General features: G+C 67.4%; 26 protein-coding genes. 13 read left to right on the top strand and 13 right to left on the bottom strand.

Annotated features, from left to right (window positions below; translation table 11 throughout):
* The first annotated feature begins 9 nt into the window (after window positions 1-9).
* From VF106_RS24890 to VF106_RS24870, 5 genes are read left to right on the top strand one after another with little or no spacing between them, the layout of a single operon-like run.
* Window positions 10-1,239, top strand: coding sequence for an acyl-CoA dehydrogenase family protein (locus VF106_RS24890; protein WP_330842236.1), 1,230 nt, complete (start codon window positions 10-12; stop codon window positions 1,237-1,239).
* A complete protein-coding gene (locus VF106_RS24885) occupies window positions 1,236-1,985 on the top strand; it encodes an enoyl-CoA hydratase/isomerase family protein (protein ID WP_330842235.1) in 750 nt (249 codons plus the stop codon). Before VF106_RS24890 ends, VF106_RS24885 begins: the two co-directional genes overlap by 4 nt.
* A gap of 9 nt (window positions 1,986-1,994) precedes the next feature.
* The gene (locus tag VF106_RS24880) at window positions 1,995-2,924 is read left to right on the top strand and encodes a VOC family protein (RefSeq protein ID WP_330842234.1); all 930 of its coding nucleotides are present in this window, start codon (window positions 1,995-1,997) and stop codon (window positions 2,922-2,924) included.
* A complete protein-coding gene (locus VF106_RS24875; RefSeq protein WP_330842233.1) occupies window positions 2,885-3,814 on the top strand; it encodes an acyl-CoA dehydrogenase family protein in 930 nt (309 codons plus the stop codon). The genes VF106_RS24880 and VF106_RS24875 overlap by 40 nt, the downstream gene beginning before the upstream one ends.
* Window positions 3,814-4,728, top strand: a complete 915-nt coding sequence (locus VF106_RS24870) for a phosphotransferase (RefSeq protein WP_330842232.1) — start codon at window positions 3,814-3,816, stop codon at window positions 4,726-4,728. Before VF106_RS24875 ends, VF106_RS24870 begins: the two co-directional genes overlap by 1 nt.
* A 500-nt stretch (window positions 4,729-5,228) precedes the next feature.
* Here the strand turns inward: VF106_RS24870 and VF106_RS24865 are convergent, their stop codons facing one another.
* Both VF106_RS24865 and VF106_RS24860 read right to left on the bottom strand, forming a co-directional pair.
* The gene (locus tag VF106_RS24865; RefSeq protein WP_330842231.1) at window positions 5,229-5,828 is read right to left on the bottom strand and encodes a GNAT family N-acetyltransferase; all 600 of its coding nucleotides are present in this window, start codon (window positions 5,826-5,828) and stop codon (window positions 5,229-5,231) included.
* Between the two features lie 15 nt (window positions 5,829-5,843).
* Entirely contained in the window at window positions 5,844-7,580 is a 1,737-nt protein-coding gene (locus VF106_RS24860) for a serine/threonine-protein kinase (protein WP_330842230.1), read from the bottom strand.
* 112 nt (window positions 7,581-7,692) lie between these two features.
* Between VF106_RS24860 and VF106_RS24855 the strand changes: the two genes are divergently transcribed.
* Complete coding sequence (locus VF106_RS24855; protein ID WP_330842229.1) at window positions 7,693-8,097, top strand: hypothetical protein; 405 nt, start codon at window positions 7,693-7,695, stop codon at window positions 8,095-8,097.
* Here VF106_RS24855 and VF106_RS24850 read toward each other — a convergent pair.
* The gene (locus VF106_RS24850; RefSeq protein ID WP_330842228.1) at window positions 8,089-8,733 is read right to left on the bottom strand and encodes a TetR/AcrR family transcriptional regulator; all 645 of its coding nucleotides are present in this window, start codon (window positions 8,731-8,733) and stop codon (window positions 8,089-8,091) included. The two genes, VF106_RS24855 and VF106_RS24850, sit on opposite strands and share 9 nt — an antisense overlap.
* 87 nt (window positions 8,734-8,820) lie before the next feature.
* Here VF106_RS24850 and VF106_RS24845 point away from each other — a divergent pair, with 87 nt between their 5' ends.
* Entirely contained in the window at window positions 8,821-9,465 is a 645-nt protein-coding gene (locus tag VF106_RS24845) for a DUF4386 domain-containing protein (protein ID WP_330842227.1), read from the top strand.
* On the opposite strand, the gene VF106_RS24840 is transcribed toward VF106_RS24845, so the two are convergent.
* From VF106_RS24840 to VF106_RS24825, 4 genes are all read right to left on the bottom strand, one after another.
* Complete coding sequence (locus tag VF106_RS24840) at window positions 9,422-11,509, bottom strand: alpha-galactosidase (protein ID WP_330842226.1); 2,088 nt, start codon at window positions 11,507-11,509, stop codon at window positions 9,422-9,424. The two genes, VF106_RS24845 and VF106_RS24840, sit on opposite strands and share 44 nt — an antisense overlap.
* Before the next feature lie 115 nt (window positions 11,510-11,624).
* Complete coding sequence (locus VF106_RS24835) at window positions 11,625-12,503, bottom strand: carbohydrate ABC transporter permease (protein WP_330842225.1); 879 nt, start codon at window positions 12,501-12,503, stop codon at window positions 11,625-11,627.
* The gene (locus VF106_RS24830; protein ID WP_330842224.1) at window positions 12,500-13,351 is read right to left on the bottom strand and encodes a carbohydrate ABC transporter permease; all 852 of its coding nucleotides are present in this window, start codon (window positions 13,349-13,351) and stop codon (window positions 12,500-12,502) included. Before VF106_RS24830 ends, VF106_RS24835 begins: the two co-directional genes overlap by 4 nt.
* A gap of 79 nt (window positions 13,352-13,430) precedes the next feature.
* Window positions 13,431-14,726, bottom strand: coding sequence for an ABC transporter substrate-binding protein (locus tag VF106_RS24825; protein ID WP_330842223.1), 1,296 nt, complete (start codon window positions 14,724-14,726; stop codon window positions 13,431-13,433).
* Window positions 14,727-15,094: 368 nt separating this feature from the next.
* On the opposite strand from VF106_RS24825, the gene VF106_RS24820 reads away from it, so the two are divergent.
* Both VF106_RS24820 and galT read left to right on the top strand, forming a co-directional pair.
* Entirely contained in the window at window positions 15,095-15,880 is a 786-nt protein-coding gene (locus tag VF106_RS24820) for a DeoR/GlpR family DNA-binding transcription regulator (protein WP_330842222.1), read from the top strand.
* A complete protein-coding gene (gene galT, locus VF106_RS24815) occupies window positions 15,877-16,962 on the top strand; it encodes a galactose-1-phosphate uridylyltransferase (RefSeq protein ID WP_330842221.1) in 1,086 nt (361 codons plus the stop codon). Before VF106_RS24820 ends, galT begins: the two co-directional genes overlap by 4 nt.
* Here galT and VF106_RS24810 read toward each other — a convergent pair.
* The 5 genes from VF106_RS24810 to VF106_RS24790 form a co-directional block, all read right to left on the bottom strand.
* Window positions 16,959-17,933: a hypothetical protein gene (locus tag VF106_RS24810; protein WP_330842220.1), complete on the bottom strand. Its 975-nt coding sequence runs from the start codon at window positions 17,931-17,933 to the stop codon at window positions 16,959-16,961. The two genes, galT and VF106_RS24810, sit on opposite strands and share 4 nt — an antisense overlap.
* Complete coding sequence (locus tag VF106_RS24805; RefSeq protein WP_330842219.1) at window positions 17,930-18,409, bottom strand: YbaB/EbfC family nucleoid-associated protein; 480 nt, start codon at window positions 18,407-18,409, stop codon at window positions 17,930-17,932. The genes VF106_RS24810 and VF106_RS24805 overlap by 4 nt, the downstream gene beginning before the upstream one ends.
* Window positions 18,406-19,338: a hypothetical protein gene (locus VF106_RS24800; RefSeq protein ID WP_330842218.1), complete on the bottom strand. Its 933-nt coding sequence runs from the start codon at window positions 19,336-19,338 to the stop codon at window positions 18,406-18,408. Before VF106_RS24800 ends, VF106_RS24805 begins: the two co-directional genes overlap by 4 nt.
* A 36-nt stretch (window positions 19,339-19,374) precedes the next feature.
* Complete coding sequence (locus VF106_RS24795; RefSeq protein ID WP_330842217.1) at window positions 19,375-19,719, bottom strand: hypothetical protein; 345 nt, start codon at window positions 19,717-19,719, stop codon at window positions 19,375-19,377.
* Between the two features lie 102 nt (window positions 19,720-19,821).
* Entirely contained in the window at window positions 19,822-20,097 is a 276-nt protein-coding gene (locus tag VF106_RS24790) for an alpha/beta hydrolase fold domain-containing protein (RefSeq protein WP_330842301.1), read from the bottom strand.
* Window positions 20,098-20,476: 379 nt separating this feature from the next.
* Between VF106_RS24790 and VF106_RS24785 the strand changes: the two genes are divergently transcribed.
* From VF106_RS24785 to VF106_RS24770, 4 genes are all read left to right on the top strand, one after another.
* The gene (locus VF106_RS24785) at window positions 20,477-20,956 is read left to right on the top strand and encodes an NAD(P)H-dependent oxidoreductase subunit E (RefSeq protein ID WP_330842216.1); all 480 of its coding nucleotides are present in this window, start codon (window positions 20,477-20,479) and stop codon (window positions 20,954-20,956) included.
* A 37-nt stretch (window positions 20,957-20,993) separates the two neighbouring features.
* Window positions 20,994-22,571, top strand: coding sequence for a formate dehydrogenase beta subunit (locus VF106_RS24780; protein ID WP_330842215.1), 1,578 nt, complete (start codon window positions 20,994-20,996; stop codon window positions 22,569-22,571).
* Window positions 22,568-25,378: a formate dehydrogenase subunit alpha gene (fdhF, locus tag VF106_RS24775; protein ID WP_330842214.1), complete on the top strand. Its 2,811-nt coding sequence runs from the start codon at window positions 22,568-22,570 to the stop codon at window positions 25,376-25,378. Before VF106_RS24780 ends, fdhF begins: the two co-directional genes overlap by 4 nt.
* A gap of 115 nt (window positions 25,379-25,493) precedes the next feature.
* Complete coding sequence (locus VF106_RS24770; RefSeq protein WP_330842213.1) at window positions 25,494-25,715, top strand: formate dehydrogenase subunit delta; 222 nt, start codon at window positions 25,494-25,496, stop codon at window positions 25,713-25,715.
* A 47-nt stretch (window positions 25,716-25,762) separates the two neighbouring features.
* Here the strand turns inward: VF106_RS24770 and VF106_RS24765 are convergent, their stop codons facing one another.
* Window positions 25,763-26,608, bottom strand: a complete 846-nt coding sequence (locus VF106_RS24765) for a dioxygenase family protein (protein WP_330842212.1) — start codon at window positions 26,606-26,608, stop codon at window positions 25,763-25,765.
* Window positions 26,609-26,847 lie beyond the last annotated feature (239 nt).

The following is a 26,847-nucleotide window of genomic DNA, read 5'->3' as shown; positions in this document are numbered from 1 at the left end:
GAACCGCGCATGAACTGGGAGGACACTCCCGAAGAGGCCGCGTTCCGCACCGAAGTCCGCGAATTCGTCGCCGCCCACTTCCCCGACACCTACGTCCCCGACCCGGATGCCGAGCACAGCCTCGAACCCGAGGACGTCTGGGGCTACAACTGGGCCGCCGACCGGCTCTCCTCCGACCCGGCCCGGCGGGACGGTGCGCGACGCTGGGCGGCGGCACTGGCCGAACGCGGGTGGATCACTCCACACTGGCCGGTCGAGTACGGCGGCGCGGCCCTGTCGACGAAGCAGGAGTTCATCCTGCAGGAGGAGATGATGCGGGCGCGTGTGCCGACGGTGAACGGCATCGGCGCGTTCCTGCTCGGTCCCACACTGCTCACGTACGGCACGGCCGAGCAGAAGGCGTTCCACCTGCCGAGGATCGCGCGCGGCGAAACCACGTGGGCACAGGGGTTCTCCGAACCGGGCGCCGGCTCGGACCTGGCATCTCTGCGTACGAGAGCGGTGCTGGACGGTGATCACTACGTGGTCAACGGGCAGAAGGTGTGGACCTCGCTCGGCGTCCAGGCCGACTGGCTGTTCGTACTGGTGCGCACCGACCCTTCGGCGCAGAAGCACAAGGGCATCACGTTCCTGCTGGTGGACAAGGAAACACCGGGGGTGACGGTCCGGCCGATCACCGACATCCGCGGTGACACACCGTTCGCGGAGGTGTTCTTCGACGATGCCCGTGTCCCGGTCGCGAACCGCGTCGGCGACGAGAACCGCGGCTGGTACGTGGCGATGGCCGCGCTCAGCTTCGAACGGGCCGGTATCGGTGCCACCGTCAAGTTCGAGCAGGCGCTGTCCACATTGGTCGAGTATCTGAAGTCGCCGGAGAGCAGCGCGACCGTGCGACCGAACACCGAGGGCCTCCGACTGGAGATCGCACGGCGGTACGCGGAGATCCGCGTGCTGTACAACCTGGCACGCTACTCCGCGTCGGTGCCGGAACCGGGTTACGAGGCGTCGGTGAACCACCTGTTCGGCTCGGAACTGCACCAGCGACTCGCCCGCACCGGCGCGAAGGCGTTCGGCCGGCTCGCGGAACTGTGGCAACGCGACGACGCGCCACTCGGCGCGGCGTTCACCCACCTGCGACTGGACTCCGTGGCGGCCACTTTCCTCGGCGGCACCACGGAAATCCAGCGCAACGTCATCGCAACCAGAGGACTCGGACTACCAAAGGAAAGGAACGCATGACCTACGAAACCCTGGACGTACGTGTCGAAGACCGTATCGCGTGGCTCACGCTGAACCGACCGGCGAAGCTGAACGCGCTGACCCCGGCGTCGATGCGGGAGCTGCGCCAGGTGTGCACGGAGCTGGACGACGACGAGAACGTGCATGTCGCGGTGCTGCGGGGCGCTGGTGACCGCGCTTTCTGCGCCGGCATGGACCTCTCGTGGTCAGAAGGGCTGACGAAGAAGGAACGCGTCGAGCAGGGCAGGCTCGGTGAGAAGACGTTCGCGATGATCGAGCGGCTGTCCGTGCCGGTGATCGCGGCGGTGCACGGCTACGCGGTCGGCGGCGGGCTGGAACTGGCGCTCGCCGCGGACTTCATCGTCTGCTCGGACAACGCGAAGATGGGCCTGGTCGAGATCACGCTGTCGGCGCGGCCGCCGTACCAACCCAAGTACATGAACGGCGGCGAGGACCCGGACCAGCCCGAGGTCGGCGGCTCCGCGCCGGGGTGGGGCGGGGTGAAGCGGCTGCCGCGCCGCATCGGCAAGGCGAGGGCGAAGGAGATGCTGTTCACGGGCATCCAGCTGGACGCCGCGCGGGCACTGTCGCTGGGACTGGTGAACGACGTGTTCCCGGCCGAGGAGTTCGACAAGCGCGTGGCCGCGCTCGCCGAGCGGATCGCCGCCATGAACCGCTACAACCTGCGGCTGGTCAAGGAACTGGTGGACAACGAGTACGACTGGATCGAGCCCCACCCGAGCTGAGAGGCTGCCGTGCAGATTTATCGAGTAGACCATGTCGCGCAGGCGGTGCCGGCTCTGGAGCCGCAGGTCACGTTGCTGCAGAAGGTGTTCGGCTTCCGGCTGACACACCGGTGGGACAACCAGGGTGCTGGGGTGCGCGGCGCCAGCCTGGAGGTGCCCGGCGGTCATGTCTGGCAGGTACTGGCTCCTGCCGGCGCGGGCCCGCTCCAGACGTGGCTGGACGACCACGGCGGCCGGCCCGGCCTGCATCATGTGGGCCTCGAGGTCCCCGACCTGGATGCCGCGATGTCCGAAATGGACAGCCATGGCATCAAGATCACGGACGGGGTGCCGGGCAGGTGGGTGGAGGCGTCGCTGTCGCCACCCACACACGGTCCCGGCGTCCTGTTCCGCCTGCGCGGCCCGGGCACGCTGACCATGACGGGCGACGAGGCCGCGGTCCCGGTGCCGTCATCCACTGTGGACGGACCTACCCTTGGCGTGACGGACCTGGACCACATCTGCCAGGCTTTCCCGGACCGCGACGAGCTGGCCGACTGGTACACCAGCCTGCTGGGGTTGGTCGAGGTGTGGCGCACCGCGGACGACGAGCACCCGGACATGGCGGACCTGGTGTTGAACGTGCCGGGGTCGAGCATCTGCTGGGAGGTGATCCAGCCTCGTGGCGAGGACTCGTTCATCGAGAAGTTCCTGTCCCGCAACGGCCCGGCCGCCCACCACGTGACGTTCCAGGTGTCGTCGTGGGAGGCGGTCACCGATGCCGCGCACTTCCACGGGATACCGCTGTTCGACGAGGAGGAGGGTGTGACGGACGGCGCTCGCTGGCGGCACGTCTTCATCCACCCGAAACACACGGGCGGCGTGCTGGTGCAGCTGTTCTGGGAGGAACGACCGGGCGTGTGGGTGCGCTCGGACAAGATCCCGGGCCGGCGGCGCTGATGGACCTGACGCTGACCGAGGACCAGGCGCTGGTCCAACGCACGGCCCGCGAGTTCCTGACCGGCCGCGCGGGCGAGGACGTGTGGAAGGAGATCACCGGACTCGGCTGGCAGGTGCTGCCGTTCGAGGACTTCGGCTTCCTGGAGGCATGCCTGCTGATCGAGGAGATGGGCCGCGCCAGGGTGGTGACCCCGCATCTGTCCACAGTGGTCTGCGGGATGGTCGCACCGTCCTTGTTGGACGAGATCCGCGAAGGCGCGGTGTGCGCGTACGTGCCGTTCTCGGGCGCCCTGGTCCCGTGGGCGGCCGAGGCGGACCGCCTGCTGGTGGCAGGTCCTTCCGGTGTCGTGGTGACGGACGAGGTCTCGTGCACTCCGGTGGAGGTGGTGGGCCCAGCACCCACGTACCGGGTGGAGTTCACCTCGCCGACCGGCCAACCGCTGCCGGCGTCGGTGGAGTCGATCGAGTCGTTCGGCGCGGCGGCCACGTGCGCGGAGATGGTGGGCGGCGCACAGGCGGTGCTGGACATGACGGTCGAGTACGCGAAGACCCGGGAACAGTTCGGCAAACCGATCGGCACTTTCCAGGCAGTACAACACCATTGCGCCAACATGGCGATGGACGTGCTGGGCGCCCGCTTCATCGCGTACGAGGCGATCTGGCACCTGGACCAGGGCAGAGAGGCGGCCACGGAGGTGTCGGTGGCGAAGTCCTGGGTGAGCGAGGCGTACGAACGCGTGTGCGCACTGGCCCACCAGGTCCACGGCGCAATAGGCTTCACCGCCGAACACGACCTCCACCACTACACCCGCCACGCCATGAGCGCGGCACTGTCCTTCGGCGACGCCGACACCCACACCGACCGGCTGGCAACACTCCTGGGGATCTGATGGACGACCTGCCGGACTGGCTGCCCGGGTGGTGTGTGGACCAGTTGGGCGACGAGCCGGTCGGTGTGCTGTTCGAACGGCGGTCGATATCGGCGGTGTTCGGGCTGCGGTTGGCGGGTGGGCGAGACGTCGTGGTGAAGGCGCGCGAGGACGACGGCCGGGCCGCGTCGTGTGTTGCCGCGCAGGTCCGGTTGGCGGAGCGGGGGTTTCCGTGCGCCCGGCCGGTCACGCCTGTGGTTCGCGTCGGTGCGCTGGCCGTGCACGCTGAGGAGTCCCTTCCCGGCGGTGAACTGCTGCGCGGCGACTCGCCGGACGTCGCAGTGCGGTACGCGGGCGTGTTCGCCCGGCTGATGGCCGAACTGGCCGAGGTGACCGTCGCGCCGCCGCTGCCGAACCCGCGCTGGATACGGTGGGGCCACACGGATCCCGGGTTGTGGCCAGCGATCGGGTTCCTCGACGAGAAGGACCAGAGCCTCGTGCCCGAATATGTCGTCGACGCGGCCTACCGGGCACGCAAGCGGCTGCTGGCCGCCGACCTGCCGTGCGTGCTGGGTCACGGCGACTACGAAGCGCAGAACCTCCGCTGGCAGAACGGGGACGTGTGGGTCGTGCACGACTGGGACAGCCTGGCGTGGCAACCAGAGTCGGCGCTGGCGGGTGCGGCGAGCGCGACGTTCGCCAACGCCTCACCGACGACCCTCGCCCCGATCGAGAGCTCCGACGCGTTCCTGGCGGCTTACCAGGAATACCGCGGGCGCCCGTTCACCGAAGAGGAACAGGAGATCGCGTGGGCGTCCAGCCTGTGGACGGCGGCACACAACGCCCGCTGGGAAGCACTGCACGGCACCGCCCCGGTCTCCCTCGACGCCGTCCGCGCACAGGCAACCGAACGCCTCCACCGTGCGAACGCCTAGCGCTGGTGGCCGACGTCCCAGGGGTGCCCCTGAAGACGTTGAGCCCAGATCCACCGATGATCATGCTGCCCGCGCGTGGTTCTGTGGATCCGGCGGGCGAAGCTCGGCGCTGCGAACGGCGTGTTTGTGCCATCGGCGACGCTTTCGTGTCGTTGAACCCGGATCCACCGATGGTCTTGATGGCTCAGGGTGCGGCCCGGTGGACTCGCTGTGCGGTTTCGGGCACTCCGCGCCCCGAAACCGCCTGAGGTCACGGGGCCGGTGGCGACTTGGGCCGGTAGCTGTGTGAGGAAGGCGTCCTTCACCACACCGCTCCAGCGTGCCGGCCGCGCACCCGGCAGCACGAATGGCGTGTTCACGCTGCGGGCGGTGTCCCGAAGGACGCGCTCGTGTCGTTGAACGTCCCGATCGCGTCTTTCAGGACACCGGCCACGTCCCCAACGCGTCGTTCGCGACGCGGCACCCTGCGGGTGCCCTTCAGGACATCCGGGGCCACACATCTAGAGCGCGCGAGCCATGACGAGTGAATGGGTGTAGGTCTGCACCTCGGTGAAACCCATTCGCCGGTAGAAGCCGATCGCGCGTTGGTTGGCCGTGCTCACACCCAGGTGGATGCCCGGTGCGCCGGCTGCCGCCAGACCGTCCAGCAACGCGGTCAGCAGGCGGCGGCCGGCACCTTGTCCCTGGAGGCGAGGCAGCAGGTCGATGTGCAGGTGCGCCGGATAGCGTTCGACCACGTCCGGGCTCGCCACCGGCGGGTTGTGGATCAGCCGCACGATCCGGCCGTCCGGGCTGTCCGGCGGGAAGCTGTCCAGCGGGTAGCGCGCACGCAGGTCCGGCCACCACGACCGTTCGCACGTCGCCTCGAACGCGACCGTGTCCGGCACGCCCAGCACGTACCCCGCGACGCCCTCGTCGTCGACGCCGACCAGCGCATGGTCCGGCGCGAACCGCAGGTACGGGCCGACGTACACCTCGCCGAGCAGTGCCGGGTCCTGGTAGAGACCGCTGGCATCCACACCGCTGTCCCCCGTCAGCAGGCAGATGTCGTACAGCGCCCGCTCCTCGCCCGGTTGGTAATTCCTGATCTTCGCGCCCACCCGGCCATTATTGCCTCACAGCTGGGGCAGCCGTGCCGCGATGGGGACGGCGAAGGTCCGCACGACCCCGCACAGCTCGGTCATCGCGACCCCGCCCTCGGCCACCACCAGCGCCAACTCCGTGCGCGTGTCGCCGAAGTCGTCCTGGTAGCGCAGGTGGGAAACCTTGGCGGCACAGGTGAAGTCGCCGTAGCCCTCCGGCTCGACGTGGACGTCCCGGCCGGACAGCGCGAGTTCGGTGCCCCGCGCGGCGTCCTCCAGGTCGTTGCGGTCGAAGATCACCCGAAGGGCACCCCGCGGCGACTGCCACCGGCAGCTCCAGTCCGCGAAACCAGGCTGTGGTGTGACGCCCGCGTAGGCGGGCACGGCGGCGAGATCGGCGGCGCCGAGCAGCCCGCACGCGTCGACGTTGGCGAGCGACCTCGGGTCGAGCGGCGGCCGGCGCGGGACCTGCTCGTGCTGGGACAACACGCTCTCCGCGTGATCGGCGGCCACGTCCGCCACCTGGCAGAAGTCGGTGTCGACGTCGTCATAGGACTTGGCGACGACCTCCAGCACCGCCTGGTCAGCGAGCGTGAGCGCGATGTCGCAGCCGTCGTCGTTCCGTTCGGGCGCGTGCCGCGTCACCGTCGACGGCTCGCTGGTCGGCGCCTCGGTCACCGCCTCGCCGAACTCGAACACAACGTCGATCTCGTCGTCGCCGGCCACCGCGATCAGCACGTCACAACGGTTGAGGCCACCGTAGTTGGGGTCCATCTTGGCCTCACCGAACCGGCCAAGCACGTCGGCGTCGGCGACCGAGCAGGGGTCGGCGCTCCTCGGGTCGCCGAGCGCCGTGCGTACGGGCCCGGCGGTCTCCGACTCCCACGGCCGGACCAACCCGAGCACGAGGACCGCGACGACGGCGATCACGGCCGCCGCGACCAGCACCACGCTCGGTCGACTCCGCACGCCGGGCCAGCAGGGCACCGACTGTCCAGACGCGACCTTCTCGAGCATTCCCTTGGCCTGCGCGGCGGTCGGCCGCGCGTCCGGGTCGCGCTGGAGGAGCGCGTCGAGCACCGGTCTCAGCGCACCGGCCCTGGCCGCGATGTCAACGCGACCGGTCCGAACGCGACTCAGCACGGCGTCCGCATCACCTGTCCCGAAGGGAGGTTCACCCTCGACCAGGGCGAACAGCGTCGCGCCGAGCGAGAAGACGTCGGACGAGGCGGTGGCCGCGTTACCGTTCGCGACCTCGGGCGAGACGTACGCGGGGGTCCCGGAAACCTTGCCGGAAATGGTGATCGTGGCGGCGCGCCACGCGGAGATGCCGAAGTCGGTGACCTTCACGACCCCGTCCGCGTCGACCATGATGTTGCCGGGTGTGACATCACGGTGCACGACGTCGGCGGCGTGGGCGGCCGCGAGCGCCCCGGCGACCTGGGCCCCGATCGCGGCGACCTCACGCGGCGGCGCAAGCCGTTGGCCCGCAAGGCTGTCACCGGGAAAGTACTCCATGACCAGCCAGCAGTCGTCCGTGTCACCCGCGACACCGAACACCTTGACGACGCCCGGATGCACGACCCGCTGGGCGATCTCCGCCTCACGCTCGAGACCTGACCGGACACCGGGGGCCGTGACGTGCGGGCGCTTGAGCGCGACCTGGCGGTTGCTCCGCAGGTCGTCCGCAAGCCAGACAATTCCCATGCCACCGGATCCGACCAGCTCCACGAGCCGGTAACGATCCGCGATGACGTCGTCACTCCGCACAACCGCAGATCCTATTGAAAGGAACGCGTTCTCGTTTGTTGGCACCCCATCTGATGGTCGGGCCAGCTCAGCGAGATGCTTGCCGCACGCAAAGGAAGTTGGGTGATCCGAGGTGTACGTCAACTCGGCGGTCGTCGATGACAACCTGACCTTCGTGGACCGGGCGTACGGTGCGGACGACCTGACCAGCGACCGGGTCGCCGGCCTGGTGAGGATGCTCGACGGCGACCGGCACACGCTCGTGACCCTCAGCCCTGGCGGGGAGGCCCACATGGCCATCGGAGGTGGCGCGGACACCGGACTGGTTGTCTACACCACTTCCGACAACCTGGTCTTCCACCGTCTACGCACGGGCTCCCCTCGTCCTGCGGGAACCATTTCCCTCTTTGCCGGCGGTCAGCCAGGCGACTACGACAGCCACTACGTGGCGACCATCGAGGAAGCACTCGTCGCGGCAACCCGCTATGCCGAGAGGGGCGAGTTGGCCGACGAGTTCCACTGGGACACGTCAGGGTGAACCATGGCGCATTCTCGCGAGTGCGTCGAGTACGGCGTCCAAACCGAACTCGAACTCGTCGGCGAAGTCGTAGCCGGGGCGCATGATGTGCTCGCGGGCGAGCTCGGCCAGATGGGAGTACTCGTCGTCCGGGAACGTCTCCATGATCGGCTCTGCGACGGATGCCGCGGCGTCCGGGCCCTCGAACGGCAACGCGGCCTCCTGGAGCGCGAACCCGTACACATAGCTGTCCAGCAGGGCGTAGGCGTGGGCGGTCATCACCACGGAGAACCCGGCCAGGCGCAACGTGCCGATGGTCGCGTCGTGGTGGCGCAGCGACGCCGGGCCGGGTTGGGTGCGTGACTCGAGCAGCGCGAGCGCCCAGGGGTGCCGCCGGAACACGGCACGGGCCGAGACCGCCCGCTTGCGCAGCTCCTCCCGCCAGTCGCGGCCGGGCACCGGTAGCTCGATCTCGCCGAACACCGACTCGACGATGCCGTCGAGAATTTCCTCCTTGGTGGCGACGTAGTGGTAGACGGTCATCGGTTTGACGCCGAGCTCCTGGGCAAGTGACCGGATGGTCAGCGCGTTCAGTCCACGCTCGTCGGCGACCGCGACGGCGGCACGCAGCACTCGTTCCCGACTGAGCGGCGACACAGGAACCTCCCGGGACTCTGGTGGCGTCGTACTTAGTACGGTAGCGTTTCGTACTTAGTACGACGCACCGACACTCCGGAGGAACACATGTCACCGAAAAGCATCGGGCGCGTCATGGGCGCCCTGTTCCTGCTGGCGTTCGTCGCCTACCTGACGGGCGGCGCCATGGTCGAAGCCGCCCGGCACGTCTCGACGGGCGCGCTGCTGATGCTGGTCAACTCGGCCGCCGTCGTCGGCATCGGCGTGCTCGCGTTACCCGTGCTGAGACGACACCACGAGGTCTCCGCCTACGCGTACGTGACGGGCAGGGCGATCGAGGCGGTCTCGCTGGCCGTGGGTGTCGTCTTCCTGCTCCTGCTGGTGCCGATCGCAGAGGAGCACCGATCCGCCGGGCCGGACGACACGATCTTCCCCGCACTGGGCCGGATCGCCAGGGAGGGCAACGACTACGCCTACCAGATCGCCATGATCGCCGCGGCGGTCGCGGGAGTGCTGTTCTGCCGCGTCCTGCTGCGGGCACGGCTGGTGCCGCGGTTCATGGCGATCTGGGGCCTGGTCGGCTACGTCGTCTTCCTCGCTGGGTCCATGCTCGAAGTCGTCGGCCAACCCGTCGGTCTCGTGCTGTCGATCCCGGGCGGTCTCTTCGAGGTCGGCCTCGGCCTGCTGCTCGTCGTGAAGGGATTTCCGGCTAGCTCGGCGTCACACGAAGCAGCCAGGCCTGTTCCGGCATGAGGTTCGGCAGGCGGACGCCCACCTCGCCCAGCACGCGGCCGGTGAGCACCTTCGCCGACTCGTCCACCTGGTTCAGCTGCTGTGTCTTCGGCCTGCCGCCGGGGAAGACCGGGGTCACCGTGTAGCGGCGGTCCGGGTCGAGTCCGGGCAGTCGCACCAACGGGGGCACGGTGCGCTCGGACGTCGTCAGCTGCGCGTAGCTGAACAGCGCGCCGTCCTCCGCGACGACGCCGGTGACGGACGCCGACGGGTCCGGGTGGTCGCCCCGCACCAGTTCGCCCGTGTGCAGCAACCGGCGGACCTCCTTGACGAAGGCCACCGCTTCCGCCAGTGCCGCCTGTTCTTCCGGTGACTCCGAGGCGATGTCCCACTCGATGCCGAAGTGCCCGAACAGCGCGGTGGCCACGCGGAACGACAGGTCCTGTGTCCGGCCGGTCGTGTGGCTGTGTGCCGGACCGACGTGGGCGCCGATCAGCTCCAGCGGCAGCAGCAACGCCGTCCACCGCTGAATTGTCTGGCGTTCCAGTGCGTCGTTGCAGTCGCTGGCCCAGACGCGGTCGGTACGCGCCAGGATCTCGAGGTCCGTGCGGCCGCCACCGCTGGAGCAGCTCTCGATCTCGACGTTCGGGTGGCGGGCGCGGAGTTCGTCGAACAACCGGTACGCGGCAAGCGTTTGCGCGCGGACACCGGGGTGGTCGCCGTGACCCGCGGCGATCAGGTCGCGGTTGTGGTCCCACTTGAGGAACGCGATGTCGTTGTCCCGCAACAACTCGTCCAGTCGGTCCAGAATGTACGCGAAGGCGTCCGGATTCGCGAGGTCGACGACCTGCTGCTGACGGGACGGCGGCGGGAGTGAGCCATCCCCCGGCGCCAGCACCCAGTCCGGGTGCGCGCGGTAGAGGTCCGAGTCCGGGTTCACCATCTCCGGCTCGACCCAGATGCCGAACTCCATGCCCAGGCCCGTGACGTGCTTGATCAGCGGGGTCAGGCCGGCGGGCCACACGCCCTCGTCCACATACCAGTCGCCAAGGCCCGCGGTGTCGTCCCTGCGGTGCCGGAACCAGCCGTCGTCCAGGACGAACCGTTCCACGCCGACGCGGGCCGCGACGTCCGCGAGGCCCTGCAGGCGGTTCAGGTCGTGGTCGAAGTAGACGGCCTCCCACGTGTTCAGCACGACCGGCCGCGAGCGCGTCGGATGTGTTGCGCGGGAACGCATCCACGTGTGGAACGCGGCCGAGATGCCGTCGATCCCGGTGGCCGAGTAGGCCGCGTACAGCCATGGCGACTCGTACGTCTCGCCCTGCGCCAGGATCACCTCGCCGCTGGTCAGCAACTCGCCGCCGCCGAGCACACCCCGCGCCTCGTGCACGCGTTCCGCGTAGGTCACGTGGTTTCCACTCCACGCGACGTGCACGGCCCACACCTCGCCGGTGCGGAACCCGAAACCCGCGGTCCCCGCGAGCAGCGCGAGCGTCGCGTCGTGTCCGGTGCGGCCGCGCCGGTTCTCCCGTACCCACGAACCCATGTCGAACGACCGGCGCTGCGGGTGCTTCTCCCTTGACCAGCGGCCGGTGAAGTCCAGCAGCTCGGTCGCCTGCGCGGGCACCGGAAGCGCCGTCTCGACACCGTCCACGACGTACGGTTCGGCGCCGTCGTTGCTCACCGTGTGCCGGACGCGGACCACACCGGACGTGGTCAGCTCCACCGTGGACACCACGCGGACGGTGCCGGAGTACTCGAACGTCGCCGTGGTGCCGAACTGCTTGACCGAGGTGAGCGTCAACGACGGCAACCAGTCCACACCAGACCGATGACCACGCAGGCCCGGCCGGCCCGGATAGCCGGCGCGAGCCGACGGCAGCAGCGCGATCGGCACCGGCACACCGGGCGCGTTCATCGAGACCGGTGAGACGGCGCCGTCCGCCAGGGTGACCAGGTCCCCTTCGGACAGATCACCGAGCGGTGCGCCCCAGTGAACGACTGTTGGGAGTTCGCGTGCGTCGATGACGAGGCTGACGGTGTCTGCCCGAAGGTGGACGATCATGACGCCCCCTCACCAGCTCCGTGCCGCCGAAACGCTCCGCAGGCTCCGCTCCATCGGCGGCCTCCGCAGGCTCGGTGGCGTCCTGGAAATCGATGATTCGCTCCGCAAGCTCCGCTCATCCCTTGGTTGCTCCCAGTGTTAGACCCGCACGAAGGTGACGTTGCAGCAAGAAGAAGACGATGAGCGTCGGGATGGCGACGATCACCGAGCCAGCCGACAGCAGGTTGTAGTCGGTGAAGAACTGGCCCTTGAGGTTCTGCAGCGAGCTGGTCACCGGGAACTTGTCCCCGGAGCGCATGAAGGCGACCGCCCAGAAGAAGTCGTTGTACACCCAGGTGACCTGCAGTACCGCGAGCGCGGCCAGCGCCGGCCGGCACAGCGGCAGCACGACCTGCCAGAACTGGCGGAACACCCCGGCGCCGTCGACGTACGCGGCCTCCTGCAGCTCCTTCGGGATCGTGCGCATGTAGTTGCTCAGCACGAACGTGCAGAAGCCGGTCTGGAACGCCACGTTCACCGCGATCACCGCGTAGTACGTGTCGTACAGCGTGCCGGAGTCACTGATCGAGTACGGCACCTCGACGTTGAGGAACAGCCGGAACAACGGCACCAGCAGTGCCTGCTGTGGCAGCATGTTCGCCGCGGTGAAGAACGTCAGCATCACCAGGTTGAACTTGAAGTTGAAGCGGGCCAGCACGAACGCGGCCGACGACGCGAGCAGCAGCGTCAGGATCACGGCGGGGATGGTGATGACCGCCGAGTTGAAGAAGGTCTGGCCGAAGTTGCCCTGCGCCCATGCGTTGACGTAGTTCTTCAGCGTGAAGCCGCCGACCGAGAAGTACCCGTGCGTGGACGTGAAGTTGTAGTCCCGCAACGAGTTGTAGACCGCCCAGGCGACCGGGAAGAGCCAGCCGACGGCCATCACGATCAGGAACACCTGCAGGACAACACGCGCCGGGCGCTTCTTGTTACGCCCCACTATTGCCGTCGTCATCGCCGCTCCCGCACGACCTGGATCATGTAGACCACGATGTACACCGTCGAGATCAGGATCATGATCGTGGCCAGCGCCGACCCGAACCCGATCCGGCTCGCCTCACCGATCACGTTCTGTGTCACCAAGGCGGAGATCAGTTCGAGCCCGTTCCTGCCCTTGTTGATCACCCAGACGATGTCGAACGCACGCAGCGACTCCACTACCGTGATCACCAGGACCACGAGGTTCACCGGCCGCATCACCGGAAAAACCACCTGGAAGAACGTGCGCACCTCACCGGAGCCGTCCACGGCGGCGGCCTCACGCAGCGCCGGGTCCACCGACTTCAGCCCCGCCAGGTACAGCAGCATGATGTACCCGGTGTGCCGCCAACTCGCCGCGACGAGCACGGCCCACAGGTTGACGTCCGGATCGCCGTACCAGTCCGTCTGCGTGCCGAACAGCTCGTTCAGCAGGCCCTGGTCGCGGGAGTAGATCAGCTGCCAGATGAAGGCGATCAGCGCGAGCGAAAGGACCACTGGCAGGAAGAAGATGCTCTGGTAGATCCTGGAGCCGCGAATCTCCTTGTCCAGCAACACGGCAAGGAAGATGCCCAGCAGCGTCGGCCCGAGGAAGAACACAACCAGCCAGATGAGGTTGTGCTCCATCGCCGGCGGGAACGGCGGATAGTTGTTGAAGACGTTGTCGTAGTTCTCCGCGCCGATGAAGTTGATGTCGCCGATCTTGCCGATGCCGTTCCAGTCCGTGAACGACAGCACGATGGACGCGAGCGCGGGCCCCCACACCAGCCCGGCGACGACGAGTGCCGGGATGGTGACCATCAGAACTATGACCACCTTGTCCATCGTGGACAAAGTGCGCGGATGGGTCGACCGAGGCACGCGGCGATGCTGCTTCGCTACGTGCCCCGGTCGGGTCATCACGTCAGCCACCGAAGATCGACTTCTTCTGGCTCTCGATGTTCTTGAGGAGACTGTCGATGTCGTTGGGGTTCTTGATGAACTCCTGCAGCGACGGGATCATCACCGTCGAGGCGAAGTCGGGACGGGTGTCGCGGTCGAGGAACTGCGAGATCGACTTGGCGCTGCTCACGAGCGTCTGCGCCTTCTTCTGCAGCTCCGAGTACCCGCTGGTGTCGGCGTCGTTGTGCGTGCCGATGTTGTTCGGGTCGGACTTGAGGTAGGTGTCCTCGGCCTTCGCCGTGCCCAGGTACTTGAGCAGGTCCTTGGCGCCGGACTCGTTGCGTGGCCGCGCCGCCATCATGAACCCGTCGATGGGCGCCTCGACCGCGTCGGCGCCGACGTTCGAGTCGATCTCCGGGAACGGGAAGAAGTCCAGGTCGTCGCGGTCCGCGCCCTCCGGGAACTGCTGGCCGACGAACAGGCCGAGCAGGTACATCCCGGACTCCTTGTTGAGGAGCGACTGCGCCGCCTCCTGCCACGTCCGGCCGAGCGAGTCCGCCTGGTGGAAAGGCAGCAGACCCTTCCAGGTGTCGAAGACGGTCTTGACCTTGCTCGAGTCCCATGCCTCTTCGCCGGCCATCAACTGCTTGTGGAAGTCGTAGCCGTTGATCCGCATGTTCAGGTAGTCGAACGTGCCCATCGCGGGCCAGCCGTCCGAGTCGCCGAACGCGATCGGGGCGAGGCCGTCCGCCTGCATCTTGGTGGACAGCGCGGTGAACTCGTCGAGCGTCTTGGGCGCGGTGTAACCCTTCTCCTGCCAGACGCTCTTCCGGTAGAAGACCGCCCACGGGTAGTAGTAGAGCGGCACGAAGTACTGCTTGCCGTCCGCGCCGGTGGACTGCTGCTTGAGCGCGTCGGAGAAGCCGCTGCCGATGTCGGACCACACGTCGCTGATGTCGCCGACCAGACCCTGCTCGGCGAAGAACTGCATGCGGTAACCGGCGAACCAGCCGAAGACGTCGTCCGGGCCACCCTGCAGGTAGCTGTTGATGTTCTCCTGGAACGAGTTGTGGTCGATCGTGTTGATCTTGACCGACGGCCCGGAGAACCCGCTCATGACCTGGGCGATGGCTTTCTTCGGCACCTCGTCCGACCAGTTCGAGCCGAGGGTGACCTGGTCGCCACCGCCACCGCCGCCGGAACCGTCGCCGCAGGCGGCGAGGCCGGCGAGGGCGCCAGCGCCCATCATCCCCTTCAACAACGTGCGCCGCCCGATGGCGGGCACTCCGCCAGCACCGAACGAACGAGGGCTCATCATTGTGCGCCTCCTCTAGAGACCGGCGAGAACTCAACACTTGCGAACGAGACCTGACAGAATCGAAACCTTGGTCGCCGAGAGTTAGCCTGTCAAGAGGCCGTGGTACTTTCGTGACATACCGAGTTCACCCGGACGATATCTTCACTACCCTGCGTATAGATCCGATCTCTGAGCGCTGTTCAGCTGCCACTTTGGTTAGGATCCCCCGAAACATCGGATGAACACGCGCGTTACTCACAGCGCCGCGTGGATGGCCTAAACCAAGCGCTGCGATCGGAAGTAGACCAATGCCGACGTCTGGGACTGTTCGAATCAGTCGGTTTATGATTGGATCCGGCTCTGGGGTGCCCTACCGGTTTGGAGAGGCAATGCTGGCAGCGGAGAGGCAAGCCCGCATCGTGGAGGAGATCCACCGGCGGGGCGCGGTCCGCGTCATCGAGTTCGCGCAGATGCTTGGCGTCTCCGACATGACCATCCGTCGCGATCTGGACGCGCTCGCACAGCAGGGTTTGGTCGACAAGGTGCACGGCGGCGCGACCCGCGCCAGGTCGGCCAGCACCGAGGAGCCCGGGTTCGAGGCGAAGTCGTTGCAGCAGCAGCCGGAGAAGGAGGCGATCGCGAAAGCAGCGGTCGAACTGGTCTCCCCCGGCACCGCGGTCGGTTTGTCCGCCGGCACCACGACATGGGCACTCGCGCACGCGCTACGCGCGGTCGACGGGCTCACGATCGTCACGAACTCCATGCGGATCGCGGACGTGCTGCACGCGTCGCCGCGTGCCGACCAGAACGTGGTGGTGGTAGGCGGGGTGCGCACACCGTCGGACGCGCTCGTCGGCCCGATCGCGGTGTCCGCGCTGGCACAGCTGCACCTGGACATCGTCTTCCTCGGCGTGCACGGCATGGCGGAGACCGCGGGGTACACGACACCGAACCTGCTGGAGGCCGACACCGACCGCGCGCTCGTCGGCGCCGGCAGGAGACTCGTGGTGCTCGCCGACCACACGAAGTGGGGCATGGTCGGGCTGTCGACGATCGCCCGGCTCAGCGACGCGGACGTCGTGATCTCCGACGAGGGACTGCCATCGGACGGCAGGGCGGCACTGGCCGAGCACGTCGACGACGTGCGGCTGGTCAAGGTGGAGGCGGCACGATGAAGCGCACTGTCTCGAGTCTCGCGGACGGCCGGGAGATCATCTACTTCGACCACGACTCCGCGCCGCAACGCGAGCTCCACGACCCGAGGACACTCGACCCGGTGTCCACGGCGTCCCAGATGCGCCACGATCCCGTGCTCGACGAGTGGGTGATCATGGCGTCACACCGCCAGCACCGCATCTACCACCCGCCCACAACGGACTGCCCACTGTGTCCGTCCACATCAGAGCGCCACACGGAGATCCCGTCCAGCGACTACGACGTGGTGGTGTTCGAGAACCGCTTCCCTTCCCTGTCAATGAATGCCGTCGGCGACGAGGTTCCGAGCCTGCCCCCACTGGTCGAGTCCCGAGCCGGCGTCGGCCGGTGCGAGGTCGTGTGCTTCACGAGCGACCACGACGCCGCGTTCGCGACACTGAAGCCAGAACACGCACGGCTCGTGGTGGACACGTGGGCGGACCGAACCACCGCACTCGGCGAACTTCCCGGTGTGGCACAGGTGTTCCCGTTCGAGAACCGCGGCGCCGCGATCGGCGTGACGCTCGGCCACCCGCACGGCCAGATCTACGCGTACCCGTACGTCACACCGAAGAGCCGGCAGATGCTGGGCAACGCGTCCCGCTACCACGAGCGAACCGGCCGCAACCTGTTCGCCGACGTGCTGGCGGGTGAACGCGAGTCCGGCGCCAGGGTGGTGGTGTCCTCAGAGCACTGGACGGCGTTCGTGCCGGCGGCGTCGCGCTGGCCGGTGGAGGTGCAGCTGTACCCGAACCGACGCGTACTGGACATCCCGTCACTGACCGACGCCGAACGCGACGATTTTGCCGTGCTGTACCTGGACGTGCTGCAACGACTGGACGCGCTGTACGACATGCCGCTGCCGTACGTGGCGGCGTGGCACCAGGCCCCGGTGTCGGACCCGTTGCGGGACCACGCATATCTGCACCTGCAGGTGTCCTCGATCCAACGATCCGCCGACAAGCTGAAGTACCTGGCCGGCTCGGAAACCGGCATGGGCGCCTTCATCACGGACGTCCTCCCGGAGGACGTGGCAGAACGCCTACGCGCGGCCGGCTCTTAGTTGAGCAACAACGGCACAAGCTTCTCCACGACAGCGACCGAGTCCGGGGCGGACACGTACAGGTCGACGGCGACATCGTCACGCAGCCGCACGTTGACCACTGGTGGCTTGGCAGAAGCGGGCCGACCGGCAATCGTGTCCGGGTAGGTGTCCGAGGAACCAACCGCGTGCTTCGTCTCCGCGACAGCCGCCCCCTGCTCGGTCAGGACTGTGCACCTGCCCGTGTCGGACACGGAGAATTCGTTGACCACCGCGCGAAACCCGGCGTCTTCCAACAGGAACGTGCAGAGCTGAAGCGCCTGTACCGGTAGTGGTAGGTCGACGAACTGGCCGCCGCCGGACAGGAGCGTGTTGACATAGGAGACGTTGCCCTGGTCGTCCATGTCGGGCAGCGGGTCCGCCTCCTTCACGAGCAGCGGGACGATCTCGGTGAGGACACGGGTGACGACCTCGCGCTCGGATTCGGGTTGCTCGCCCGATGCCTCGACTTCCAGCGTCCGCAGGGTGAGTTTCCGCCCCGGTGGAACAGGCCGGAGGGCCTCGTCGGTGAGCGCGAGGATGAACACGACGTCACCTCGGAGTCGTTCATAAGTCGTCGCCGGCCGGCCGGCGATGGTGGTCCTGGGCTCGAACGCGTCCTCCGATTCGCGCATCTGAATCCTCAGCCGGCCCCGTTCGGTGGCGATCACACACCCGGCGTACGGGTAGTCCATGGGTGTGCGGCCGATCCGGCTGTCGAGAAGTCGCTCCCAACCTTCCTTGTCCAGCAGGTTGCACAGAATCTGTGACGCTGTCTCCGGCTGAACATAGGTGAGCGCACGACCACTGGTCATCCGAACCGGCCGGAGGCGCTGGTCGGCAAGAACGGCTTTCGTCGACGTGCTGCCCGTGGGAGGACGTTCATCTGGCGACGTGCAGGCGGCCAACACCACGAGCAGGGCGAGCACCGTGATCTTTCGCCCCAGGTTCACCGCCGCCCCGATCGCCGCGTTATCGTCCGCTCCTCGTAGGAAGCTTCCTCATCGAACTCCACCCGCCGTGGCAAGTTGGCCCGTTCCTCCTGAACGACGGGCTCTGGCAGCAGCACCGGTATGCCTCGCACGACTCTCTCGTCCCGCAGCGACTCGTACACATCACGCACTGCCGCTCTGGCACGGGCGGCCGCCTGCTGGGTGACGGCGGTGACGAGACGGGCTAGGTCCGTCGGGTCCGACCGCAGTGTCTCAGCCGAGAGCGCCAGATCGGTCAGCATTCCACCGGCGTCCACTGTGGCACGCACCGATCCATCACGTGCCGTCGCCTCACCGGTGACCTGGAGCGCTTGTTCGTTCGCGGCGCGGAGGGCCTCCTTGCGGCGTTTGGTCACGCCGTACAGGTGTTCGGCATCGGCGCTCAACTGACGGGCGCGCTCGTCGAGTTGATCGAAGCTGGGATCGTGGTCGGTCATGCTGGCCCCTGCTCTGGATAGCGGTCATGTGACTGACCGTCTGGGGTTGTGGCGCGGTCGAAAGGTCCGTCAGCTCGCTTTTGCGGTTCAGGCACGAGATCCCTGGTATCGGTGGGCACCGGATGTCCTGCTTGGGCACCGGGTGCCATGCCGAACGATTCCGGCCGGAAGTCCGGTGCCGTGACGATGTCAGGGCGGTTTGGCCGTACTTCGATCAGTTTTGCGTCAGTGATCGAATCAGCCAGTGCCCGAAAACCCTTCTCGATCCTCAGCCTCTCGATGTCGATCACATGGAGCATGCTCTCGGCGGAGTCGACAAACTGCACAATGACACCCAGTTCGTCCTCGGCCCCCGCCGCCTCGACTGCGATACTCGCGGCGCCATCAGCCATGGCCCCCGCGACCGTGCCGATCACTGCCCATACCGGGAGCCCGACTGTTGACCCGGCTACGCCAGCGGCAAAGCCCGCCACGACGCCGGCAACCGTCACGGCGACCTTCCACCCGTCCGTCTCAGCCGCGGCGATCCCGTCCAACGTCTTCTGGATCAGATCACAGACGTCCTCACGCATCCCCTTCACGAGAAGGGCGTGCGCCTGCAGAATCATCTGCAGGGTGTTGATCCGGTCGAGCATTATCTCCGTGCCGTCGTAAAGATCATTCATGTAGTCGGCGAACTGATTCGCCGCCTCCCCCAGCCAATCATCCATATCTCTTTGGATGCCACCGAAGTCCCGCTCTCTGTCCTTCGTCAACTCTTCCTTGGCGCCAGCCAGATACTCACTCATCCGCGACGCGCCATAGCCCTCACCGCAGCTGAAGAGGTTGAATGCACGCTCGATTCGCTCGTAGAGCCGCGCAGCGTCTCCGATCCCGTCGTCGTCGTGCTCGCGAAGAATCGCCTGAAGGTTCTGGCTGATGTCACTCATGCGCGCAGCCCACTCGATATCCACTGATCCCCCAGATCAAGCCTGGCCGTCGGCCTGTCGGTACCGGAGCGCTATCTCTCGTACCGCCTGCGCGGCCAGATTGACGTTCTCGTGGTTGTCCTCGAATATCTGGCGCATGAAGTCCATCGCGTAGTAACACTCGTTCCCCGGGCGCCAGAAAAGATAGAACTGGTATGGCTGCTCCGCGTTCCAGGGCCCGTCGTCGAACGACCGACCCTCGGTATCGAACGTGCGCGTTATCCACCCGACGGCCTCTTTGAGCTGGCCGTGAGCGTTCGCGATTGACTCGGCGATGGCCGGCAGCCGGTTGTTCGCTATGTCGTCCAGCCTGTCCAGCTGCACGTAGAACTGATCCGTCACTTATCCCCCTTTGCGATCAATCGCTTACGGAACGTAAGACTAGTCGAGCGCGAGGTGGGCCGAGCGCGTTTCGAGTGATACGAGCCGGCGATCAGGAGCCGCTCAATGCGGCTCGGAGTGCGCGTAGCCAGTGCGCGGTGGTCTCGCGTGCGATCGCCGTTGCGGGGCGAAGGCCTCGAAGAAGTGCCATGCGCCGGGCACGTCCTTGAGCTCCACGGGAACATCGGCACGCATCAGGCGCATTGCGTAGTCGTGGCCGTCGTCGCGCATGGGATCGAGACCGCAGGTGAGGATGTACGCCGGCGGCAAACCGGACAGATCCGTGGCTCGCGCGGGTGCGGCGTAGGGCGAGGTGTCATCACCGCGATCCGCACCGATCCCGCACGCTCAGCCTTGCGGACCAGTCCTGGCGCGCTGGCTCGCCGCCCCGAACACCCCGCCGCCGGAAACGAGGAACCCGTCGCTGCTCAAGCTGACCTTCGCCGATCTCGGTCCGCCGGAACAGGCCGCCGCGCTCGCCCGCGCGCAGCTGACCAGCACAGGAATTGGCTCGAGCAGTACAGGAAACGGCGCGCCGAACTCGACCCGTCCAGCGCCGACACGCTCGCCCGGACTCGCCTACTCGAACTCGGCATCCTGCACGAGCAGGCCTACATCGACTTCTGGACAACACTCGCCAGCCGTCATAAATGATATCTCTCAACAGATAACCATCAGTGCTTTGACCAGCACCGGAACGGTTGAGAGAGTCTGGGGCATGACACCCGGCGCAACGACGGGCGGGTCGCCCCTGGAGCAGTACGTGCGTTCGGCGGTCGCCGCGCATCGTGACGACCGGGGTGCGCTGCTGCCGATCCTGCACGACATCCAGTCCACGTTCGGCTACGTCGACCAGGCGGTCGTGCCGATACTCGCCGACGAGCTGAACCTCTCCCGCGCGGACGTGCACGGCGTGATCAGCTTCTACCACGACTTCCGCAAGGCTCCGGCCGCCGGCACGCACGTACGCGTCTGCCGCGCGGAGGCCTGTCAGGCCGCGGGCGCGGAGGAGCTCGTGACGCACGCCAGGGAACGGCTCGGCACGGACATCGGCGGCACTTCGCCGGAGCGTTCGGCCACACTCGATCAGGTTTTCTGCTTCGGCAACTGCGCACTCGGCCCCACGGTCGAGATCAACGGCAGGATCTCCGGCCGCGTCACCCCACAGCGGTTCGACGCCCTCCTCGAGAAAGCATGAGCATGCGGGCAGACTCCGACCGGCAGGTGTATACAGTATGAACGATGTGACCACCGTGTACGTCCCCCGTGACTCCGCCGCCATCTCGGTCGGCGCGGACGAGGTCGCGCTGGCCATCGCGTCCTCCTCGGCCGCCGCCGGCCGCGAGATCAACCTGGTGCGCAACGGATCCCGCGGCCTGCTGTGGCTGGAACCCCTGGTCGAGGTCGAGACCGAACGGGGCCGCGTCGCCTACGGCCCGGTCGCCCCGGACGAGGTGGACGACCTGATCCGCAACGGCATGCTCGACGGCGCCGACACCGACCACAGCCTCGGCCTCACCGAGGAGCACGAGTGGCTGCGCGACCAGAAGCGCGTCACCTTCGCCCGCGTCGGCGTGACCGACCCGCTGTCCGCACGCGACTACGAGGCACACGGCGGCATGCGCGGCCTGCGCAACGCGCTGGCGAAGACCCCGGCGCAGGTCGTCGACGAGGTCATCGAGTCCGGACTGCGTGGCCGTGGCGGCGCCGGCTTCCCAGCCGGGATCAAGTGGAAGACCGTGCTGGGCGCCGAAGCGGACGTGAAGTTCGTCTGCTGCAACGCCGACGAGGGCGACTCGGGCACGTTCGCCGACCGCATGCTGATGGAGGGCGACCCGTTCACGCTCATCGAGGGCATGACGATCGCGGCCTACGCGTCCGGGGCCACCGAGGGCTTCATCTACGTGCGCTCCGAGTACCCGGACGCCGTCGCCACGCTCCGCCGCGCGATAGAAATCGCTTATGCCCACAACTGGCTTGGCCAGTCGGTCCTCGGCAGCGGTCTGAGGTTCGACATGGACGTCCGGGTCGGCGCCGGCGCGTACATCTGCGGCGAGGAGACCTCCATGTTGGAGAGTCTCGAGGGCAAGCGCGGCATGGTCCGCGCGAAGCCGCCGATCCCCGCGCTGGAGGGTCTGTTCGGCCGCCCGACCGTGGTCAACAACGTGCTCACGCTCGGCTCGGTGCCGATGATCCTCGCCGACGGCCCCGCTCAGTACCAGGGTTTCGGCGTCGGCCGGTCCCGCGGCACGCAGGTGTTCCAGCTCGGCGGCAACGTGGCACGCGGCGGCATCGTCGAGGCACCGTTCGGCATCACCCTCGGCGAGTTGGTCAACGGCTACGGCGGCGGCACCCGCACCGGCCGGCCCGTCCGCGCCGTGCAGGTCGGCGGCCCGCTCGGCGCGTACCTGCCGACCGAGCGGTTCGACCTCAGGCTGGACTACGAGGAGTTCGCCGCCGCTGGCGCGATGGTCGGTCACGGCGGCATCGTCGTCTTCGACGACACCGTGGACATGGCGAAGATGGCCCGGTTCGCGATGGAGTTCTGCGCGGTGGAGTCGTGCGGCAAGTGCACGCCGTGCCGCGTCGGCGCGGTCCGTGGCAAGGAAACCATCGACAAGATCATCGCCGGCACGGACGTCGACGAGAACCTCGTCCTGCTCGACGACCTGTGCGAGCTGATGACCGACGGCTCGCTGTGCGCGATGGGTGGGCTGACCCCCATGCCCGTGCGCAGCGCCGTCAAGCATTTCCCGGCCGACTTCCGCCGAAGTACACCGCTGCCCATGCCAACGTTCGGAGCCACGTCATGAGCCTGCTCAAAGAACCCGACCTTGGCACGCCGGCACGCAAGGGCGACGCGACCGTCGACGTCGAGATCGACGGCCTGTCCGTGAAGGTCCCGGAGGGCACGTCGGTGATGCGTGCCGCCGCGCTCGCTGGCGTGGACGTGCCGAAGTTGTGCGCCACGGACTCGTTGGAGGCGTTCGGTTCCTGCCGCCTGTGTCTTGTTGAGATCGACGGGGTGAAGGGCACTCCGGCGTCCTGCACCACGCCGGTGCGGCCGGGGATGACCGTGAAGACCCAGACGCCGCGTCTCGAGAAGCTGCGCCGCGGCGTCATGGAACTGTACATTTCGGACCACCCGCTGGACTGCCTGACGTGCTCGGCGAACGGCGACTGCGAGCTGCAGGACATGTCCGGTGTGGTCGGTCTGCGCGAGGTCCGCTACGGCGTCGGCGAGGGTGAGAACCACCTGGACGCGCCGAAGGACACCTCCAACCCGTACTTCGACTTCGACGCGAGCAAGTGCATCGTGTGCTCGCGTTGTGTGCGTGCCTGTGACGAGGTGCAGGGCACGTTCGCGCTGACGATCGAGGGCCGTGGCTTCGACTCGAAGGTCTCCCCCGGTGGGCTGGACTTCCTCAGCTCCGAGTGCGTTTCGTGCGGCGCGTGCGTGCAGGCGTGCCCGACCGCGACGCTCGAGGAACGGTCCGTTGTGGACCTCGGCATGCCGAACCGTTCGGTGGTCACGACGTGTGCGTACTGCGGTGTCGGCTGCTCGTTCAAGGCCGAACTGAAGGGCGACGAGCTGGTCAGGATGGTGCCGTACAAGGACGGCGGCGCCAACGAGGGACACAGTTGCGTGAAGGGTCGCTTCGCCTTCGGCTACGCCACGCACCCGGACCGGCAACTCTCGCCGATGGTGCGGGAGAGGATCACCGACGAGTGGCGCCCGGTCTCGTGGGAGGAGGCCATCCAGGCGGTCGCCACGAAGATGCGGGACATCCAGAGCCGGCACGGCGTCGGCGCGATCGGCGGCATCACCTCTTCCCGCTGCACCAACGAAGAGGTGTACGTGGTGCAGAAGATGGTGCGGGCCGCGTTCGGCAACAACAACGTCGACACGTGCGCGCGGGTGTGCCACTCCCCCACCGGCTACGGTCTGAAGCAGACGTTCGGCACCTCGGCGGGCACGCAGGACTTCAAGTCCGTTGAGTCGGCGGACGTGATCATCGTGATCGGCGCCAACCCGACCGACGGGCACCCGGTGTTCGCGTCCAGGATGAAGCGCCGGCTACGCCAGGGCGCGAAACTGATCGTCATGGACCCGCGCCGGATCGACCTGGTGCGCTCACCCCACATCCAGGCGGAGTACCACCTCCCGCTCGCCCCGGGCACGAACGTCGCCATGGTGAACTCCTTCGCGCACGTGATCGTCACGGAAGGCCTGGTGGACCAGGAGTTCGTGGCCGACCGCTGCGAGGACTTCGACGAGTGGGCGTCCTTTGTGGCCCGTCCCGAGAACTCGCCGGAGTCTCTGGAGGAGATCACGGGCGTCCCGGCGGCGGACGTACGGGCGGCGGCTCGCCTGTACGCGGCGGGCCCGAACTCGGCGATCTACTACGGCCTCGGCGTCACGGAACACAGCCAGGGCTCGACAATGGTCATGGGCATGGCCAACCTGGCCATGGCGACGGGCAACATCGGCCGTGACGGGGTCGGCGTGAACCCGTTGCGAGGCCAGAACAACGTGCAGGGCTCGTGCGACATGGGCTCGTTCCCACACGAGCTGCCGGGCTACCGCCACGTGTCGGACGAGAACGTCAGGGACATCTACTCGCAGCTGTGGGGCACCCCGATCCTGCCGGAACCGGGTCTGCGCATCCCGAACATGTTCGACGCGGCGATCGACGGCTCGTTCCGGGCGCTGTACGTGCAGGGTGAGGACATCGCACAGTCCGACCCGAACACGAAGCACGTGTTCGCGGCACTGTCCGCAATGGAGCTGGTGGTCGTGCAGGACCTGTTCCTGAACGAGACCTCGAAGTTCGCGCACGTGTTCCTGCCCGGCACGTCGTTCCTGGAGAAGGACGGCACGTTCACCAACGCCGAGCGCCGCATCAACCGCGTACGCCCGGTCATGAAGCCGAAGACGGGCAAGCACGAGTGGGAGATCGTCGCGGAGATCGCGCAGGCGATGGGCTACCCGATGCACTACGACTCGACGAGCCAGATCATGGACGAGATCGCGATGACCACCCCGACGTTCGAGGGCGTGTCGTTCGAACTGCTCGACCGCGTTGGCAGCGTGCAGTGGCCGTGCAACGCGAACGCCCCGCTCGGCACGCCGATCATGCACGAGGGCGCGTTCGTCCGGGGCAAGGGCCGCTTCATGCCGACGGCTTATGTGCCCACAAAGGAACGCAGCACCCGCAAGTACCCGCTGATCCTGACGACGGGCCGGATCCTGTCGCAGTACAACGTGGGCGCCCAGACACGCCGGACCGCGAACGTCGCGTGGCACCCGGAGGACATACTGGAGATCCATCCGCACGACGCGGAGGTCCGCGGTGTCAACGACGGCGACAAGGTCACACTGGCGTCCCGGGTGGGCCAGACTTCCTTGCATGCCAAGATCTCCGACCGCATGCCGGTGGGCGTGGTGTACACGACGTTCCACCACCCGGTGACCGGCGCCAACGTGGTGACGACGGAACACTCCGACTGGGCGACGAACTGCCCTGAGTACAAGGTGACGGCGGTCCAGGTGGGTCTGGCGACCTCAGGCGCATCGTCCGAAAAGGAACAGGTGGCAGTGCCGGTGGCAGGATCATGAGCGGAGCTTGCGGAGCGAATCATCGATATCCAGGCCGGCACCTCGACCGCGGAGGGCGCCGGAGGAGCGGAGCCTGCGGAGCGTTCCGGCGCCGCGGAGCGGGCGAGGGGGCGGCATGAGCAGCGGCGTCCCCCCACATGTGCGTCTGGCGAACGAGATCGCGATCCAGTTCGCACATCTACCCCCGGCCGACGGCGCAGCCCGGGTCGCGAAACACATCCACGAGTTCTGGGAGCCGAGGATGACCAGGGCACTGCTGGCCCACGCCGACGCCGGCGGCACAGACCTGGACCCGCTGGCACTGGCCGCGACCACGCAACTCCGCCAACCGGCCTGAGACAGGAACCCGGTGCCGCCCAACGGTTGGGCGGCACCGGGCTGTGTTCAGGCGGGTGGCGGGGTCCCGTCGCCAGGTGGAACCCCGTCTCCCGGTGGAGTACCGCCGCCACCGCCACCGGCGCTGAAGCTGTCGGACGCGCCGACCGCGGTGTCCGACAGGTCCATCCCGATGGTGAAGTCCGCCTTCAGTCCCTCGTCCGTCGTCTTGGGCGAGAGCACCATCTGGTCACCGCCGGTCGCGTACCACATGTCGGTGCTGTTCGTGGTGTCCGGCGTGCCCTTGCTCGCGTACGGCTGGGTGGCCAGGTAGGCGGTTTTGAACTCCTCGGTGAAGAACAACTGTGAGGTGAACTCGTACGGGTTGCCGTCGGTGCCCGTGGTGCGGACCTTGACGTGGATGTGGATCGCCCGGCCCTGGTACCAGCCGGGCAGGATGGTGAGGAACTGCACCTTCCCGTCGCCGTTGGTCAACTGGTAGCCGCGCAGGTACTTCTTCCCGACGGTCCCCTCCGCGGCGACGTCCGAGTAGACCCCGAACGCGTCGCAGTGCCAGACGTCGACCTGCGCACCCTTGATCGGCACCGCACCGGTGCTGGCGACCGACATGATCCGCAGGTTCAGGCGGAGCGCGGTGCCGTCGACAACCGACCCGTCCGATGTGTCGACCCGGATGTCGGAGCGGTTGAGGTTCTCGTCCACGAAGTACGGACCCTCGGTCATCTCCGGTTTGACGACAATGTCGACCGTGTCGGCGTTGGTCGTCGAGGACGCGCTCGCCGCGCCGGCCACCCCGACGCCGGCGACGGTCAGCGCCATCCCCGACATGCCAAGAATGGCGAGTGCCTGCCGGCGGCCGAGCACGCGGCCTACCGGTTCGTCGTCGTCGTGCATGTGGTCTCCTCAGTTCGGGGAACAACTCCGAACGCGGACCGTAGGAACCGCAGATGTGAGAATCCGGAGGAAAACCTGTGGATGACCTTTGTGGACAGACCACCCGCGCGCCCGAGGCCGCGCGCCATGTAGGACACGCGGAACTGATCCGCGAGTCGATAGACGGCCTGGTCGGCGAGGACCAGCCACGCATCACGTAACCCACACGAACGACAGCGGACGGTAACACCCTCGGCTAA

This window comes from Actinophytocola sp., from assembly GCF_036378875.1.
Taxonomy (GTDB): domain Bacteria; phylum Actinomycetota; class Actinomycetes; order Mycobacteriales; family Pseudonocardiaceae; genus Actinophytocola.
This window is presented reverse-complemented; position numbering and strand designations above follow the sequence as displayed.

Bases quoted from the DNA above. Each gene is read 5' to 3' on its own strand.
- VF106_RS24820 (WP_330842222.1), top strand. From the start codon at position 15,095: ATGCTGGCAGCGGAGAGGCAAGCCCGCATCGTGGAGGAGATCCACCGG.
- VF106_RS24805 (WP_330842219.1), bottom strand. From the start codon at position 18,409: ATGACCGACCACGATCCCAGCTTCGATCAACTCGACGAGCGCGCCCGT.
- VF106_RS24890 (WP_330842236.1), top strand. From the start codon at position 10: ATGAACTGGGAGGACACTCCCGAAGAGGCCGCGTTCCGCACCGAAGTC.
- VF106_RS24785 (WP_330842216.1), top strand. From the start codon at position 20,477: ATGACACCCGGCGCAACGACGGGCGGGTCGCCCCTGGAGCAGTACGTG.
- galT (WP_330842221.1), top strand. From the start codon at position 15,877: ATGAAGCGCACTGTCTCGAGTCTCGCGGACGGCCGGGAGATCATCTAC.
- VF106_RS24840 (WP_330842226.1), bottom strand. From the start codon at position 11,509: ATGATCGTCCACCTTCGGGCAGACACCGTCAGCCTCGTCATCGACGCA.
- VF106_RS24800 (WP_330842218.1), bottom strand. From the start codon at position 19,338: ATGAGTGACATCAGCCAGAACCTTCAGGCGATTCTTCGCGAGCACGAC.
- VF106_RS24780 (WP_330842215.1), top strand. From the start codon at position 20,994: ATGAACGATGTGACCACCGTGTACGTCCCCCGTGACTCCGCCGCCATC.
- VF106_RS24830 (WP_330842224.1), bottom strand. From the start codon at position 13,351: ATGGACAAGGTGGTCATAGTTCTGATGGTCACCATCCCGGCACTCGTC.
- VF106_RS24885 (WP_330842235.1), top strand. From the start codon at position 1,236: ATGACCTACGAAACCCTGGACGTACGTGTCGAAGACCGTATCGCGTGG.
- VF106_RS24835 (WP_330842225.1), bottom strand. From the start codon at position 12,503: ATGACGACGGCAATAGTGGGGCGTAACAAGAAGCGCCCGGCGCGTGTT.
- fdhF (WP_330842214.1), top strand. From the start codon at position 22,568: ATGAGCCTGCTCAAAGAACCCGACCTTGGCACGCCGGCACGCAAGGGC.
- VF106_RS24825 (WP_330842223.1), bottom strand. From the start codon at position 14,726: ATGATGAGCCCTCGTTCGTTCGGTGCTGGCGGAGTGCCCGCCATCGGG.
- VF106_RS24870 (WP_330842232.1), top strand. From the start codon at position 3,814: ATGGACGACCTGCCGGACTGGCTGCCCGGGTGGTGTGTGGACCAGTTG.
- VF106_RS24765 (WP_330842212.1), bottom strand. From the start codon at position 26,608: ATGCACGACGACGACGAACCGGTAGGCCGCGTGCTCGGCCGCCGGCAG.
- VF106_RS24845 (WP_330842227.1), top strand. From the start codon at position 8,821: ATGTCACCGAAAAGCATCGGGCGCGTCATGGGCGCCCTGTTCCTGCTG.
- VF106_RS24770 (WP_330842213.1), top strand. From the start codon at position 25,494: ATGAGCAGCGGCGTCCCCCCACATGTGCGTCTGGCGAACGAGATCGCG.